The 16,135-nt window shown below is 60.1% G+C and carries 13 protein-coding genes; 10 read left to right on the forward strand and 3 right to left on the reverse strand.

From position 1 onward, the window contains the following. The first annotated feature begins 156 nt into the window (after positions 1-156). Complete coding sequence (gene rarD / locus ACA053_RS26765) at positions 157-1,044, forward strand: EamA family transporter RarD (RefSeq protein WP_109635386.1); 888 nt, start codon at positions 157-159, stop codon at positions 1,042-1,044. Between the two features lie 215 nt (positions 1,045-1,259). Here rarD and ACA053_RS26770 read toward each other — a convergent pair whose 3' ends face one another. Further along, on the reverse strand, positions 1,260-1,778 hold the full coding sequence (locus ACA053_RS26770) for a glycine cleavage system transcriptional repressor (protein WP_094470306.1): 519 nt from the start codon (positions 1,776-1,778) through the stop codon (positions 1,260-1,262). 558 nt (positions 1,779-2,336) lie between these two features. Here ACA053_RS26770 and ACA053_RS26775 point away from each other — a divergent pair. Further along, positions 2,337-4,514: a malate synthase G gene (locus ACA053_RS26775; RefSeq protein WP_497394058.1), complete on the forward strand. Its 2,178-nt coding sequence runs from the start codon at positions 2,337-2,339 to the stop codon at positions 4,512-4,514. A gap of 58 nt (positions 4,515-4,572) precedes the next feature. Here the strand turns inward: ACA053_RS26775 and ACA053_RS26780 are convergent, their stop codons facing one another. Next, a complete protein-coding gene (locus ACA053_RS26780; protein ID WP_497314133.1) occupies positions 4,573-5,034 on the reverse strand; it encodes a response regulator in 462 nt (153 codons plus the stop codon). A gap of 253 nt (positions 5,035-5,287) precedes the next feature. On the opposite strand from ACA053_RS26780, the gene ACA053_RS26785 reads away from it, so the two are divergent. From ACA053_RS26785 to ACA053_RS26820, 8 genes are all read left to right on the forward strand, one after another. Beyond that, positions 5,288-7,228 carry a putative nucleotidyltransferase substrate binding domain-containing protein gene (locus ACA053_RS26785; protein ID WP_109635394.1) on the forward strand — a complete coding sequence of 647 codons (1,941 nt, stop codon included), beginning with the start codon at positions 5,288-5,290 and terminating at the stop codon, positions 7,226-7,228. Beyond that, complete coding sequence (locus ACA053_RS26790) at positions 7,225-7,932, forward strand: 3'-5' exonuclease (RefSeq protein ID WP_109635396.1); 708 nt, start codon at positions 7,225-7,227, stop codon at positions 7,930-7,932. The genes ACA053_RS26785 and ACA053_RS26790 overlap by 4 nt, the downstream gene beginning before the upstream one ends. Positions 7,933-8,189: 257 nt before the next feature. After that, positions 8,190-8,708 carry an RNA polymerase sigma factor gene (locus ACA053_RS26795; protein ID WP_497394059.1) on the forward strand — a complete coding sequence of 173 codons (519 nt, stop codon included), beginning with the start codon at positions 8,190-8,192 and terminating at the stop codon, positions 8,706-8,708. Beyond that, positions 8,705-9,676 (forward strand): FecR domain-containing protein, encoded by a 972-nt coding sequence (locus ACA053_RS26800; RefSeq protein WP_497394060.1) that lies wholly within the window; start codon positions 8,705-8,707, stop codon positions 9,674-9,676. Before ACA053_RS26795 ends, ACA053_RS26800 begins: the two co-directional genes overlap by 4 nt. Positions 9,677-9,911: 235 nt before the next feature. Further along, positions 9,912-12,338 (forward strand): TonB-dependent siderophore receptor, encoded by a 2,427-nt coding sequence (locus tag ACA053_RS26805; RefSeq protein ID WP_497394061.1) that lies wholly within the window; start codon positions 9,912-9,914, stop codon positions 12,336-12,338. 71 nt (positions 12,339-12,409) lie between these two features. Beyond that, positions 12,410-13,543, forward strand: coding sequence for a PepSY-associated TM helix domain-containing protein (locus ACA053_RS26810; protein ID WP_497394062.1), 1,134 nt, complete (start codon positions 12,410-12,412; stop codon positions 13,541-13,543). Further along, positions 13,540-13,719 (forward strand): hypothetical protein, encoded by a 180-nt coding sequence (locus ACA053_RS26815; RefSeq protein ID WP_010467072.1) that lies wholly within the window; start codon positions 13,540-13,542, stop codon positions 13,717-13,719. The genes ACA053_RS26810 and ACA053_RS26815 overlap by 4 nt, the downstream gene beginning before the upstream one ends. A 157-nt stretch (positions 13,720-13,876) precedes the next feature. Further along, positions 13,877-14,506: a glutathione S-transferase gene (locus ACA053_RS26820; RefSeq protein WP_497394063.1), complete on the forward strand. Its 630-nt coding sequence runs from the start codon at positions 13,877-13,879 to the stop codon at positions 14,504-14,506. 211 nt (positions 14,507-14,717) lie between these two features. Here ACA053_RS26820 and creD read toward each other — a convergent pair whose 3' ends face one another. Further along, on the reverse strand, positions 14,718-16,088 hold the full coding sequence (gene creD / locus ACA053_RS26825; protein ID WP_497394064.1) for a cell envelope integrity protein CreD: 1,371 nt from the start codon (positions 16,086-16,088) through the stop codon (positions 14,718-14,720). Positions 16,089-16,135: the final 47 nt, after the last annotated feature.

A 16,135-nucleotide genomic window follows, 5' to 3' on the forward strand; every position in this document is an offset into this window, starting at 1 on the left:
AGCGGGCTTGCTCGCGAAGACGGACTGGCATTCACCGATGATGTCGCCTGTACTGACGCCTTCGCGAGCAAGCCCGCTCCCACATTGGTCCGCGACCATTCCTGCAAATCTCCTTACAATCCCCCTCTTTGTTAGCTGCCTAAGCAAGGATTCTGCATGCAAGCTGCCAACCCGCGCCGCGGGTACATCCTGGGTCTGAGTGCCTACATCATTTGGGGCCTGTTCCCGATCTACTTCAAAGCCATCGCCAACGTGCCCTCCGTGGAGATCATCATCCACCGCGTGCTGTGGTCAGCGCTGTTCGGCGCCTTGCTGCTGATGGTGTGGAAGCATCCGGGCTGGTGGCGTGAGTTGCGTGACAACCCGAAACGACTGGCGATTCTGGCCCTGAGCGGCACGCTGATTGCGGCCAACTGGTTGACTTACGTCTGGTCGGTGAATAACGGGCGCATGCTCGAGGCCAGCCTCGGTTACTACATCAACCCTCTGGTCAACGTGCTGCTGGGGATGTTGATCCTCGGCGAACGGCTGCGGCGCATGCAGTGGATCGCCGTGGGACTGGCGGCGGTCGGCGTGGCGCAACAGGTGTGGCAGGTCGGCAGTCTGCCGTGGGTGTCGCTGGTGCTGGCGTTGACGTTCGGTTTCTACGGCCTGATCCGCAAGCAAGCACCGGTCAAAGCGCTGCCCGGTCTTGTTGTGGAAACCTGGATGCTGGTGCCGATTGCCATTGCCTGGCTGCTGTTCAATCAGACGGCCATGAGTGCTCAGCCCGAGTTCTGGACCACCTCCGAAGCCTGGTGGCTGGTGGCGGCTGGGCCGGTGACGTTGGTGCCGCTAGTGTGTTTCAACGCCGCCGCACGGCATTTGCCCTACACCACACTGGGATTTCTCCAGTACCTGGCGCCGACGCTGGTGCTGTTGCAAGCCGTGTTGCTGTTTGGCGAGCACTTGTCTTCCAGCACGCTGGTCGCGTTTATCTTTATCTGGGCTGGCTTGGCGATTTACAGCGTCGATGCGGTGATCAGTATGCGCCGCCGCAGCTGATCAAAAAACATACAAACCTCTACAGGCCACGCCCTTCGTGGCCTGTATTGATCCTTCCCAAGGTTATCCACAGCGTGATCCCCGCCGTTTGTGCGCAACTTGTTGAAACTGCTGGTTTTTTGATCAGATCCTGAAGAAGCCCGGCCGGCGTGGGCTGGCGGGCTGTCTCTACAGGTTATCCACAGGCAGGTGCACGTATAACTTGGATAACCCTGTCAGGGTTCGCTGCGCAGCACCAACTCCACCATCAGATCGTCGGCCAAGGTTTCCAGCCGTGACTGCAATACATCCAGAGACAAGGTGAGCGGCACCGCCAGAATGGCTTCGGCGTGAAACAGCGGCTCGCTGCTCATCGGCGCCGGACGCACTTCGGTCACCAGTCGCTCCAGGTTCACCCCTTGTTCACTCAGCAAGCGGGTAATGTCGCGGACAATCCCGGGGCGGTCATTACCCACCAATTCCATGGCAATAGGCTTCCAGGTGCAGGATTGCTCGATGCCGCTTTCGGCGATCAGCACGCGAATACCGTGGGCGGACAACGCCTTCAGAGCATCGACCAGCTCATCGTAGGCTTCGGCCGGCACACCCACCCGGAGAATCCCGGCAAACTGCCCGGCCATACGCGACATGCGGCTCTCCAGCCAGTTGCCGCCATGCTCGGCAATGCATTGGGCAATGCGCTCGACCTGCCCTGGCTTGTCCGGAGCGAAAACAGTGAGTACGAGGTGGTCCATGGCGCAGCCCTCTAGTCATGACTTTTGTTATAGAAAAGCAAGTATAGGCAAGGGCCGTTTCTGCGCTGGTCCTGCGCTGAATCGCCTGACGCCTTCGCGAGCAAGCCCGCTCCCACAAGGATTGCGCAGGACCTGTGGGAGCGGGCTTGCTCGCGAAGGCAAGCGCCGCCTATACCGCTAAAAAAAACAAATCGTGTACAACTTCATATATTTAACTGGAACAATCTAATACTTTTTTGAGAACATCCCCATCCCCGACGTGACCGCAATGCGTCATGGGGTCGCAGAACGACGTAATTAGTCTAATTTTCACAAGCGCAATTCATCATGTAGTATGCCGCAGCGCGCACTACATAACGTTGGATCGATGTCTGCCACCGGCACAGTCGCAGCCCTGAAAGCCCTATCAGCAAGGCCTCAACGCCGTTGATCGGTTCCATCCCAGCCGCCCGAAATGGCATGTACTGGTGGAAGGGGTTTGTGGTTTAAATAGCCAGAGGCTTCATTGTTAATTTGAAGAGCTGAAAAGCGAAATAGCTGAGCAGAGTGAGGCAAGCAATGACTGAACACGTTCAAGTCGGGGGCCTGCAGGTCGCCAAAGTCCTGTTCGACTTCGTGAACAACGAAGCCATTCCCGGTACCGGCCTCACCGCCGATAAGTTCTGGGCCGGTGCCGACAAGGTCATTCATGACCTGGCGCCGAAGAACAAAGCCCTACTCGCCAAACGCGATGATTTCCAGGCTCGTATCGATGGCTGGCACCAATCCCGTGCCGGTCAATCACACGACGCTGTGGCCTATAAAGCCTTCTTGCAAGACATCGGTTATCTGCTGCCAGAAGCGGCTGATTTCCAGGCAACGACGCAAAACGTCGATGACGAAATCGCCCGCATGGCCGGTCCACAGCTCGTGGTGCCGGTAATGAATGCCCGTTTCGCGCTCAATGCCTCGAACGCCCGCTGGGGTTCGTTGTACGACGCGCTCTACGGCACCGACGCCATCAGCGAAGCCGACGGCGCGGAAAAAGGCAAAGGCTACAACAAGGTTCGCGGCGACAAGGTCATTGCCTTCGCCCGCGCCTTCCTCGACGAAGCCGCGCCCTTGGCGGCCGGCACTCACGTCGATTCCACCGGCTACAAGATCGTTGACGGCAAACTGGTGGTCGCCCTCAAAGGCGGCAGCAACTCCGGCCTGCGTAACGACGCTCAGTTGATCGGCTTCCACGGCGATGCGGCTGCACCGACCGCGATCCTGCTGAAAAACAATGGCCTGCATTTCGAAATCCAGGTGGACGCCAGCACCCCGGTCGGCCAGACCGACGCTGCCGGCATCAAAGACATCCTGATGGAAGCCGCGTTGACCACCATCATGGACTGCGAAGACTCCGTCGCCGCTGTCGATGCCGATGACAAAGTGGTGATCTACCGCAACTGGCTCGGCCTGATGAAGGGCGACCTGTCAGAAGAAGTCTCCAAGGGCGGTCAGACTTTTACCCGCACCATGAACGCCGATCGCACCTACACCGGTGTCGACGGTAAAGAATTGAGCCTGCACGGTCGTTCGCTGTTGTTCGTGCGTAACGTCGGTCACCTGATGACCATCGATGCAATCCTCGACAAAGATGGCAACGAAGTGCCGGAAGGCATTCTTGACGGCCTGATCACCAGCCTGGCGGCGATCCACAGCCTAAATGGCAACAGCTCGCGCAAGAACAGCCGCACCGGTTCGGTCTACATTGTGAAACCGAAAATGCACGGCCCGGAAGAAGCCGCGTTCACCAACGAGCTGTTCGGTCGCATCGAAGAAGTCCTCGGTCTGCCGCGCAACACGCTGAAAGTCGGGATCATGGACGAGGAGCGCCGGACCACGGTCAACCTCAAGGCCTGCATCAAGGCCGCCAGCGAGCGCGTAGTGTTCATCAACACTGGTTTCCTCGACCGCACCGGCGACGAAATCCACACCTCCATGGAAGCCGGCCCGATGGTGCGCAAGGCCGACATGAAGGCCGAGAAGTGGATCGGCGCCTACGAGAACTGGAACGTCGATATCGGTTTGAGCACCGGCCTGCAAGGTCGCGCCCAGATCGGTAAAGGCATGTGGGCGATGCCCGACCTGATGGCCGCGATGCTCGAACAGAAAATCGCTCACCCGCTGGCCGGCGCCAACACCGCCTGGGTTCCATCGCCGACCGCCGCCGCGCTGCACGCGCTGCATTACCACAAGGTCGACGTGTTCGCCCGTCAGGCCGAACTGGCCAAACGTGCACGCGCTTCGGTGGACGACATCCTGAGCATCCCGCTGGCCGTGAACCCGAGCTGGACCGCGGAACAGATCAAGAACGAACTGGACAACAACGCCCAGGGCATTCTCGGTTACGTGGTGCGCTGGATCGATCAGGGCGTGGGTTGCTCGAAGGTGCCGGACATCAATGACATCGGCCTGATGGAAGACCGTGCGACGCTACGTATTTCCAGCCAGCACATCGCCAACTGGCTGCGTCATGGCATCGTCACGCAAGATCAGGTCATGGAAAGCCTCAAGCGCATGGCGCCGGTGGTTGACCGTCAGAACGCCAACGACGCGCTGTACCGTCCTTTGGCACCCAACTTCGACAGCAACATCGCCTTCCAGGCGGCGGTCGAACTGGTGGTTGAAGGCACGAAGCAGCCGAATGGCTACACCGAGCCGGTCCTGCACCGTCGTCGTCGCGAGTTCAAGGCTGCCAATGGCCTGTAACTGAACGCTGACGCCGGACAAAAAAAGGCCCTGATCGAAAGATCAGGGCCTTTTTGTTTTAAATCGGTGTGTGCTCATCCATTATTCCCAGCTCGTGTTTGACCAGCTCTAACAGCTTGCCGGTATCGACAGGTTTGAGCAGGAAGTCGACCACGCTCAGATGCATTGCGGCAATCGCGTCTTGCACATCGGCATCACCGGAAACGATGATGAACGGCATTGCTGCCCTGACCGACTCGCGCACCTGGCGGATCAGGTCCAGGCCATCGATGTGGCCCATTCGCAAATCGGTAATCACCAGGCCAATCGTTGGTTTCTCGATCACCATTTTGAGTGCGGTTTCGCCACTGGCGGCAGTCATGCAACGAATACCGTCCAACGCAAGAATCTCCGACAACAACTCCCGCGCATCTTTATCGTCATCGACGATCAGCACCCGCTGCGGCGGCAAGTCAGGTTCAAGCATGACGGCACTCAGCGCCTCGCGCTCGGCGTCACTCAAAATATCGTGGTCGGACATGGCTTTCTCTACGTTTTCAATTCAATCCCCTAGCACTTCCGTCAGACATCGCTAAGCAGACCTACAATGTGCACTTCGTCGGAAACTTTTCCTATAGCCAATGTAGGAGGTTTTTCCTGCATTTGCGTCAGACATTTCCTAACTTCCGACGCCTGCAACGCCCGACCTAGACTTACGTCCAATGGGCACCCTGCGCATAGAGGCCGACCATGGCTGAGTCATCCGACAACAACAATTCAAAAAGACTGCGGTCATGGTTATGAGTAAAGCGGACGCCTTCACCCAGGCAGGGAAAACCGCGGTGTTGCAGAACATCCAGGGCACTTTGCAATTCCTTCAGCGATTCCCGCCGTTCAATCAAATGGAACACGCGCACCTGGCGTACCTGGTCGAACAATGCCAGATGCGTTTCTACGCCCCGGGCGAGAGCATCATCAAACCTGCCGATGGGCCGGTTGAGCATTTCTATATCGTCAAGCAAGGTCGGGTCGTGGGTGAACGCCCGCATACGGCCAAGGGCGGCACCGAAACCACCTTTGAAATCACCACCGGCGAGTGTTTCCCCCTCGCCGCGCTACTGGGTGAGCGCGCAACCCGTACCGAACACCTGGCGGCCGAAGACACCTTCTGCCTACAGCTGAACAAGCTGGCGTTCATCAAGCTGTTCGCACTTTCCACCACGTTTCGTGACTTTGCCCTACGCGGTGTCAGCAGCCTGCTGGATCAGGTCAATCAGCAAGTCCAGCAAAAAGCCGTGGAAACCCTCGGCACTCAATATTCACTAAACACGCGGCTGGGCGAATTGGCCATGCGTCATCCGGTGACCTGCAGCCCCGCCACGCCATTGCGTGAAGCCGTGACCCTGATGCATGAGCAGCAGGTCGGCAGCATCGTGATCGTCGACGAGCACAAAGCTCCGCTGGGCATTTTCACCCTACGCGACCTGCGCCATGTGGTGGCCGACGGCACTGACGACTTCAATGAAGCCATCGAACAGCACATGACCCGGGCGCCGTTTTTCCTGTCGCCGGACCACAGCGCTTTCGATGCGGCGATCGCCATGACCGAGCGCCACATCGCCCACGTCTGCCTGGTGAAAGACCATCGTCTGTGTGGCGTGGTGTCCGAGCGGGATCTGTTTTCACTGCAACGGGTCGACCTGGTGCACCTGGCGCGGACCATTCGCAGCGCCCAGAAACTGGAAAACCTGGTGGCGATTCGCGGCGAGATCGGCCAATTGGTCGAACGCATGCTGGCGCACGGTGCCTCCTCGACCCAGATCACCCACATCATCACCCTGCTCAACGATCACACGGTGTGCCGGGTGATCGAACTGACCCTCGCCGAGAAAGGAGACCCAGGCATTCCGTTCAGCTGGCTGTGTTTCGGTAGCGAAGGTCGCCGCGAACAGACGCTGCACACCGATCAGGACAACGGCATTCTGTTCGAAGCCCGGGACGCGGCCCATGCCGCCGAAATCCGCGGTCAATTGCTGCCGATTGCCCAGCACATCAACCAGAGCCTGGCGCTCTGCGGCTTCACGCTGTGCAAGGGCAACATCATGGCCGGCAACCCCGAACTGTGTTTGTCCCGGGCCGAATGGGCGCGACGCTTTGCGGCGTTTATTCGCGAGGCGACGCCAGAGAATCTGCTGGGTTCGAGCATTTATTTTGACCTGCGCGTGGTCTGGGGCGACGAGCAGGGCTGCGATCAGCTGCGTCAGGGCATTCTCGATCAGGTGAACGACAATCGGCTGTTCCAGCGGATGATGGCCGAGAACGCCTTGCGCAACCGTCCGCCCGTAGGACGTTTCCGGGAGTTCGTGCTGGCGCGCAAGAATGGCGAGAAAGCCACGCTGGATCTCAAGGTTCAGGGCCTGACGCCTTTCGTCGACGGCGCTCGATTGCTGGCCCTGGCCCATGGCATCGAGTCCAACAACACCCTGGAGCGCTTTCGCGAATTGGTGGCCAAAGAGGTCATTGAACGGCTGGACGGTGCTGCGTATGAAGAGGCGTATCACTTCATCCAGCAAACCCGCATGCAGCAACATCAGCTACAGACCCGGGAGAACTTGCCTTACTCCAACCGGGTCGATCCGGAAAGCCTCAATCACCTGGACCGACGGATCCTTCGTGAATCCCTGCGCCAGGCTCAACGCCTGCAAAGCAGCCTGGCCCTGCGGTATCAGCTATGAGCCTGTTTTCGTGGCTTCGCCCGGCAGGCCCAAGCCTGACCGGCGAACTCCAGCAGCGCCTGCAACGCTTGCCCTCGGCGGCAGAGCTGAGCGAGTGCAGCCTGCGCGAGCAGCGTTGGGTGGTGCTCGATCTGGAAACCACTGGCCTGAACTTGAACAAGGATCGGGTGTTGTCGATCGGCGCGGTGGTGATCGAGGACGGCGCAATCGATTTCAGCCAGCAATTCGAACGCACGCTGCAATGCGCCGATATGAAGCTGGGGCCCAGCGTATTGATTCATGGCCTGGGGCCGAGTGAGATTGCCGCCGGTAGCGATCCGGGACTGGCGCTGCTCGACTTCATGGAATTCGTCGGTGACAGTCCGGTGCTGGCGTTTCATGCGCCGTTTGATCAACACATGCTTGGGCGTTCGTTGAAGGACCATTTGGGCTACAAATTGCAGCATCCGTTTCTGGATGTGGCGGACATCGCCCCGCTGCTGTGTCCGCAGGCGCACATTCGCGATGCCGGGCTGGATGAGTGGATCGACTGGTTCAAGCTGGAAGTCTTCGAACGGCATAACGCCAGCGCGGATGCGTTGGCCACGGCGGAACTGGCGTTGATTTTGTTCAGCCGGGCGCGGCAGCAACAGATTCATAGCCCGCTGAATTTGCAGCAGCGAGTGAGCCAATGGAAACGCCGGCAGCGGGTGCCATCCTTTTAAGACAAGCAAATCTTCTGTGGCGAGGGAGCTTGCTCCCGCTCGGCTGCGCAGCAGTCGTCAATCAGCGATACGGGTCTGCCTGGATAAATGCAAGCGGCCGCTTCGCGCCCCAGCGGGAGCAAGCTCCCTCGCCACAGGTTACTTTGCACAATGCCCTGGAAACTCACCTGACCAGTGGCCAATTGCTTACCTCCCCCGCCTCTGCCACAATCGCGAACAATTCTCGTTAGTTAACACTTCCCAATCGGTGATGCTGCGTGTCGTCAGTCCAAAGCCCCCAAAGTGAGCTCGTTGGTGCGTTGTATCGCGACCATCGCGGTTGGCTATTGGCTTGGTTACGACGCAATGTGGCCTGTCCGCAACGGGCTGAAGACCTGAGCCAGGACACCTTCGTGCGCTTGCTGGGCCGCGATGAACTGAAGGAGCCTCGCGAACCGCGGGCGTTTCTGGTGGCGATCGCCAAGGGCTTGCTGTTCGACTATTTCCGTCGCGCAGCGCTGGAACAGGCCTACCTCACCGAATTGATGCTGATCCCCGAAGGCGAACAACCGTCGGTGGAAGAACAGCAGCTGATCCTCGAAGACCTGAAAAACATCGACCGCCTGCTCGGCAAGCTTTCAAGCAAGGCCCGGGCGGCGTTTCTCTATAGCCGTCTCGACGGCCTCGGACACGCGGAAATCGCCGAGCGTCTGGGCGTGTCGGTGCCCCGGGTTCGTCAGTACCTGGCACAAGGCATTCGTCAGTGCTACATCGCGCTGTACGGTGAGCCAATATGAGCCCGGCCAGTTCCAAACCGGTATCAGCCCACGTGCTGGATGCCGCGATTGCCTGGCAATTGTCCCTGGATTCCGGCAATCCGGTGGAGCGAGAAGAGTTCGCCAAATGGCACGCCGCCCACGAGGAACACGCTCGGGCGTGGCGCCAGTTGGGCATGCTCGACCAGCGTTTCAGCGTCGCCAGCGGCCCGGCTCGCACGGCGTTACTGCAATCGCGCGAAAGCATTCGCCGGCGGGTACGTAAGCTCGGCAGTGGCCTGGCCAGCATCATCGCAGTGATCGGACTGGCGCTGTTCGCCGGTGATCGTTATCTGCCCATCGACTATTGGCTGGCCGACCAGCGCACCGCCACCGGCGAGCAGCGCACCCTGCGCCTGACCGACGGCACGCTGATCAACCTCAACACCCACAGCGCCGTGGATGTGCGCTTCGATGAGAAGCAGCGGCTGATCATCCTTCAGGAAGGCGAGATTCTCGTCGAAACCGGTCACGGCGATGCCCGGCCGTTTATCGTCGAAACCCGCGAAGGCAGCCTGCGCGCGCTGGGCACGCGGTTCCTGGTCAAACGCGAGGACGACGGCACGCGGCTGAGCGTGTTGCAGTCCGCAGTGGCGGCCCATCCGGAATCGAGTCCTGAGGAGCAGATCCTGCGTGAAGGCCAGCAAGTGCTGATGCGCAGCAATGGCCTGGGCCCAATCGTCGCGCTGAACCTCGGCGCCGATGCCTGGACCCGCGGCATGCTGGTGGTGGACAACGCACGACTGGAAGACCTGGTGCACGAACTCGATCGCTATCGACGCGGGCATTTGGGCGTTGCGCCGGAGGTTGCTGACTTGCGGATCACCGGCAGCTTCCCTCTGCACGACACCGACAAGGCCTTGAGTGCGCTGCTGCCGACCCTGCCCGTGCAGATTGAACAGCACACGCCGTGGTGGGTGACGGTGGCGAAGGCTGAAGCCAAGCCCTGAGAGGTGTTGCGCCTGCTAGGCCGCCTTCGCGGGCAAGCCCGCCCCCACAGGTTTTGGTGTCATTCACAGATTTCTTGCTCGACACAAAACCTGTGGGAGCGTGGCTTGCCCGCGATGGGGTCATCAGCCTCACCGCAATTGATGAATCGAAATTATTTTCATCCAGCCCTATCACTTTTGGATTCTCGTTCGGCACCTAGGCAATTGAGAAATATTTCCATTCAGGAGCCGCTGTATGTCCCGCTCGCTAGACACCTTGTTGCGCCCCAGCTTGCTGGCAGTTGCCATTGCCCTTTGCGCCCCGCTGGCCAGCAGTCAGCTGATTGCCGCCGAACAGGCGTCCAGCGTTCACGCCTACAACCTGCCGGCCGCGCCGCTGGCCAGCACCCTGAACCAGATCGCCAGCCAGGCGGGCCTCGCGCTGTCGTTGAATCCATCGCTGGCCGCGGGAAAGACTTCCGCGCCGGTCAAGGGCCAGTTCGACGCCGCTACCGCCCTGCGTGAAGCCCTGCGCGGCACCGGTCTGCAATTGGAACAAAGCAGCGCCGGCACCTACAGCCTGGTCGCCATTCCCGAGGGCACGCTGGCCCTGCCGGAAACCGCCGTCATCGGCGTCGAAAATACTGAAAGCGCCTGGGGCCCGGTCGAAGGCTACGTGGCCACGCGCACCGCCGCCGGCACCAAGACCGATACCGCGCTGGTCGAAGCGCCGCGCTCGATTTCGGTCGCGACCCGCCAGCAAATGGAAGATCGCAATGTGCAGAACCTCGACGACGCCGTGCGCTACATGCCCGGTATCGTCGCCAGCAGCTACGGCAGCGACACCCGCGCCGACTGGCTGCGGGTACGCGGTTTCGAACCGACCCAGTTCCTTGACGGCCTGCCGCTGCCAAAAGGCGTCTACGCCAACCCGAAACAGGAAACCTGGAACCTCGATCGCCTCGCCCTGCTGCGCGGCCCGGCGTCGTCGGTTTACGGCCAGACCCCGCCGGGCGGCCTGCTCGACATGGTCAGCCGCCGTCCAACCGCTGAAGACAGCCACGAGATCCAGCTGCAATACGGCAGCGACAACCAGCGCCAGATCAACTTCGCCAGCACCGGCAAGATCGATGATGAAGGTCAGTTCCTCTACAGCCTGAGCGGCGTGGTGCGCGACAGCGGCACGCAGATCGACCACGTCGACAACAAGCGCTACAACATCGCGCCAAGCCTGACCTGGAACATCGACGAAGACACCAGGTTCACCCTGCTCACGCAATTCACCCGCGACGATACCGGCATTACCAGCCAGTTCCTGCCGGTGCAGGGCACCAAGATCGACATGCCGTTCGGCAAGGTTTCCCATCACAAGAACCTCGGCGATCCGGACTGGGAATACTACGACCGCACCTATTACGCGCTGGGTTATGCGTTCGAACATCGCTTGAACGATGTCTGGCAGTTCAATCAGAACCTGCGTTACACCAAATCCGATCTGTCGTTCCAGGGGCTCACCGTCGGCTCTTACCCGTTCACCCAGGTGGATAACGACGGCAACGTCGGGCGCACCAGCACCATCGTCGATGAAGACATCAGCCAGTTCGCCGTGGACAACAATTTCCAGGCCGACTTCGCCACCGGCGATGTCCGTCACACCCTGCTGCTGGGTCTCGACCACCAGCGCAGCAACACCAACTACACCTCGATTTTCGGCGACGGGCTGACCACCAACGTCAACAACCCGATCTATGGCCAGCCAATCGTTCGTCCGCCGCGCTCCACCGCGTTCTACGACTACAACCAGAAGACCTACCAGACCGGCCTGTACGTGCAGGATCAAATGGCCCTCGACCAATGGCGCCTGACCGTCGGCGGACGTGAGGATTGGGTCCACACCAGCACCGAGTTCTTCAACAAGGGCGACGCCACCAACACCGAGCGCGACAAGGCCTTCAGCGGCAACGCGGCGATCAGCTATGTGTTTGACTCGGGCTTTGTGCCGTACCTGTCGTACGCCGAATCCTTCCAGCCGACCACTGGCGCATCAGCCTCGGCCACCGAATCGTTCAAGCCGACCGAAGGCAAGCAGTGGGAACTGGGCATCAAGTACCAGCCACCGGGCAGCAACACCCTGCTCAGCGCGGCGGTGTATGACCTGACCCAGAAAAACGTCTCGGTTACCACCACCGTCGGCGCCACACCGATCACCAGCCAGACCGGCGAAGTGAAAGTGAAGGGCCTGGAGCTGGAAGCGGTGTCCGACGTCACCGAAAACCTGAAAATCATCGCCGCCTACACCCTGGCCAAGTCCGAAGTGCAAAAAGGCGACAACAAGGGCAACCGTCTGCAATTGATGCCTAACCAACAGGCTTCGCTGTGGGCCGATTACACCTGGCACGCCGGCGTGCTGGACGGCTTCGGCATTGGTGCCGGCGCTCGCTACACCGGCAATACCTACGGCGATCAGGGCAACACCTGGCTGGGCAAGGCCGATGCCTACACCGTGTTCGACGCGGCGGTCCATTACGACCTCGGCCGTCTGGACAACAGCCTGAAAGGCGCGTCGCTGGCACTGAACGCCACCAACCTGCTGGACAAGGACTACATCTCCACCTGTGACAGTTTCTACTGCTACTACGGCGACCAGCGCAGCGTCGTCGCCAGTGCAACTTACAAGTGGTAATTGCCTGAGCTGAACGCTCCAAGACCAAGCCGTCCCTCGAGGACGGCTTTGGTATTTCTGAAGGCCAACAAATGAAAAGTAAAACGATTCGCCGCTGGTCATGCGTCCACACCTGGACCAGCCTGATCTGCACCGTGTTCCTGCTGATGCTGGCGCTGACCGGCTTGCCGTTGATCTTTCACCACGAGATCGACCATCTGCTGGGCGATGCCGCCGAGTTGAAGCACATGCCGGCGGACACCCCGCAACTGAATTTGCAGCAGTTGGTGCAGGCGGCGGAAAAACATCGCCCCGGTGAAGTCATGCAGTATTTCGGCTTCGACGAGGAAGAACCCAACGCCGCGATCGCCATCATGGCCGCCACCGCCGGCACCGAACCCAATTCGTCGCACACCTTCATGCTCGACGCCCGCACCGGTGAAGCGCTGGAGATGCCGTCGGCCAATGGCGGTTTCATGATGGTGATGCTGCGTCTGCACGTGGACATGTTCGCCGGTCTGCCGGGCAAGTTGCTGCTGGCGTTCATGGGACTGATGTTTGTCGTGGCAATTGTTTCCGGGACAGTGCTGTACCTGCCGTTCATGCGCCGCTTGAAATTCGCCACCGTGCGTCAGGACAAATCCACTCGCCTGCGCTGGCTCGACCTGCACAACTTGATCGGGGTGGTTACCCTGACCTGGGCGCTGGTGGTCGGTGTCACCGGCGTGATCAGTGCCTGCGCCGACCTGCTGATCGCCGCGTGGCGTAACGACGCCTTGAGCACGATGATCGCGCCGTATCGCGATGCGCCACCGCTGACGCAATTGGCGCCAGCGACTCGTTTGCTCGACATCGCCAAGGAAGTCGCGCCAGGCATGCAACCCGATTTCATCGCCTTCCCCGGCACACGGTTTTCCAGCGAACACCATTACGCTGTGTTCATGAAAGGCAGCACCCACCTGACGTCGCACCTGCTGACCCCGGTGTTGATCGACGCCAGTACCCTGCAAGTTACGGCGGTGGCCGAACGACCGTGGTACATGGACGCCATGGGCATGTCGCAACCGCTGCACTTTGGTGATTACGGCGGCATGCCGATGAAAATCCTCTGGGCGACCCTGGATGTGCTGACCATCGTCGTGCTGGGCAGTGGGGTTTATCTGTGGGTGGTGCGGCGCAGGGCGGCGAAAAAACCGGTGCTCGAACAGGCGGAGGCTCAAGCATGAGGCCACGACAGTCGAACTTCTGGAAGGTCTTCGCCACGCCCACCGTAATTGCGCTGCTCAGCGCCGCGGGGCTGTTCGCCGCGCTGCTGGGCGATGGCGTTTGGGATGCCTTGAGCTGGCTTGGCTTGGGCGTCCCCGCTGTGCTTGCCCTGCGCGGCCTGCTGCAACGCCGCTGATCTTTGTGGAAGCGAGCCTGCTCGCGATAGCGGCCTGACATTCAACAGGGGTGCTGAATGTAAACGACCTCTTCGCGAGCAGGCTCGCCCCCACGATCTTGAGCAATCTCTTGAACGCGCTATGCTGCCCAGCACTGCCCAACTCCGAGACGCTGCCATGTCCGCCCCCAGCATGACCCTGTTCCACAATTCGTTATCGCCCTTCGTTCGCAAAGTCATGGTGCTGTTGCACGAAACCGGTCAGACCGACCGCGTGGCGTTGCAAGACTGCGTGCTCACACCGGTTAGCCCGGATCAGGCGCTCAACGAAGACAACCCGCTGGGCAAGATCCCGGCCCTGCGCCTGGCCGACGGCAACGTCATCCATGACAGCCGGGTGATCCTCGATTACCTCGACCATCAACACGTCGGCAATCCGCTGATCCCCCGCGAAGGCTCGGCCCGCTGGCGCCGTTTGACCCTGGCCTCCCTGGCCGACGGGATCATGGACGCTTCGGTGATGGTTCGGTATGAAATGGTCCTGCGAGCCCCCGAGAAGCATTGGGACGAATGGCTCGATGGCCAGCGCGACAAGATTCGTCGCGCATTGGCGCTGTTGGAGAAGGATGCGATTGCCGAGCTGACCAGCCATTTTGATGTGGCGGCGATCAGCGTGGCGTGTGCGTTGGGTTACCTCGACTTGCGGCATCCGGATCTGGGATGGCGCGAGGCGAATCCACAATTGGCGGCCTGGTATTTCGAGGTGAGTCAGCGGCCTTCGATGGTGGCGACGATGCCTAGGGTTTAGATCTTCGCTGGCTGTACCGACCTCTTCGCGAGCAAGCCCGCTCCCACATGTTGATCTGTGATGCATACGTATTTTGTGTCCACTGAAGATCCCGTGTGGGAGTGGGCTTGCTCGCGAATGCACCACACCGGATCAACAGGAAACAACACCGCAATCAGCGTCGCCAACACCTCCCCTTCCCGCTGATCCTCACGCAACCCCAGCGACCGGCTCATTCCACCGCTCCAATATCAAACGCCAGCGGCTTGGCCGGCTTCGGCCCGATTCCGTACCAATCCAGCTTGCGGGTCAGCACCATGAACACGCCGAGCAAGCCGAACAGCAACAGCGAGCCCATCAACAGCGCGTAATCCTCGGCACTCAACAAGCCGTAGAGCAAGCCATACAGCGCCGCCAACCCCGCCGAAAAGCTCAAGCCGTGACGCACGCTGCGCAGCACATGGCAGACATAAAAGCCGATCAACAACACGCAGCCACCCGCCGACAACAGATAAGCCAGGGCAAAACCGATGTGCTCCGACAGCGACAGCAGCAACAGGTAAAAGAACGCCAGCGCCACGCCCACCAATGCGTATTGCACCGGGTGCACCGCCAGGCTTTTCAGCACTTCGAAGAGGAAGAATCCGGCGAAGGTCAGCACGATGAACAGCAGTGCATATTTGATCGCCCGATCGCTCTTCAGGTACTGGTCCACCGGATCGATGAAGCTCACGCCGAAGCTGCGGCCGTTGTATGCCTCGCAACCACCGCCAGACACGCAGCTGCTTAGCGCTTCCTGCAGATTGGTGGAGAAAAACGAGGTCTGCCAGTTGGCGGTAAAGCCTTGATCGGTGACTTCACGCTGGGCCGGCAGGTAATTGCCTATGAAGCTTGGGTGCGGCCAGTTGGCGCTCAGCGACACTTTGCTGGTCTTGCCCACTGGAAGGATCTGCAACTGACCGGTGCCTTGCAGCCGCAGGTCGAAACCGAAGGTCAACTCCGTGGCTTGCTTCGCATCCAGCGCCGGCAACGTCACGTGGACACCTTCGCCTAACCAGCCCACCTGAGTGCCTGGAACAAAGTCCAGGCGCTGGTCATTGAGTTCGAGTTTCAGGGCGTTTTCGATGCCGCGAATGTCGCTGATGCCGACGGCCAGAAACGGCTGGTCGAACTGGTAATCGGCGAAGTCTTCTTTGATGCCCAGTTGCGCCGGGACCGAGAAATGCCCGCTGATGCGGTTGTCGGCGTGGAACAACCGCGCCTCGTAAATACCTCGGGAGCGCAATTCGGTCTGCACCTGGCCGTCGAGCTCGAAACGTTCCGGGAGGAAATACAGACGACCGCGTTCTTCACCCACTTCCTGGTAGCGCTGGTTGGTTTTCTCGTTGAGTTTCCAGGTGCGCACCACTTTGCGATACGGCACCACCATCAGCGGCCCGCTTAACTGCTGGCTGTAGCTGGAACTGCGGGCGATATCTTCAAGCACACCATCACGCAATTGCTGACGATCCTGGATGACGCCGTTAATCATCAGCAACGGAATGAGCAATAACAGAATCAGAAGGGCAATGGCCCCGAGTTTTATGGTCAGGCTGCGGTTCATGGGACTCTCCCTGTTTGGATGGGGAGAGTCTGGGAGGGGTGTGTGGG

It is taken from the genome of Pseudomonas sp. LBUM1672, assembly GCF_059695655.1.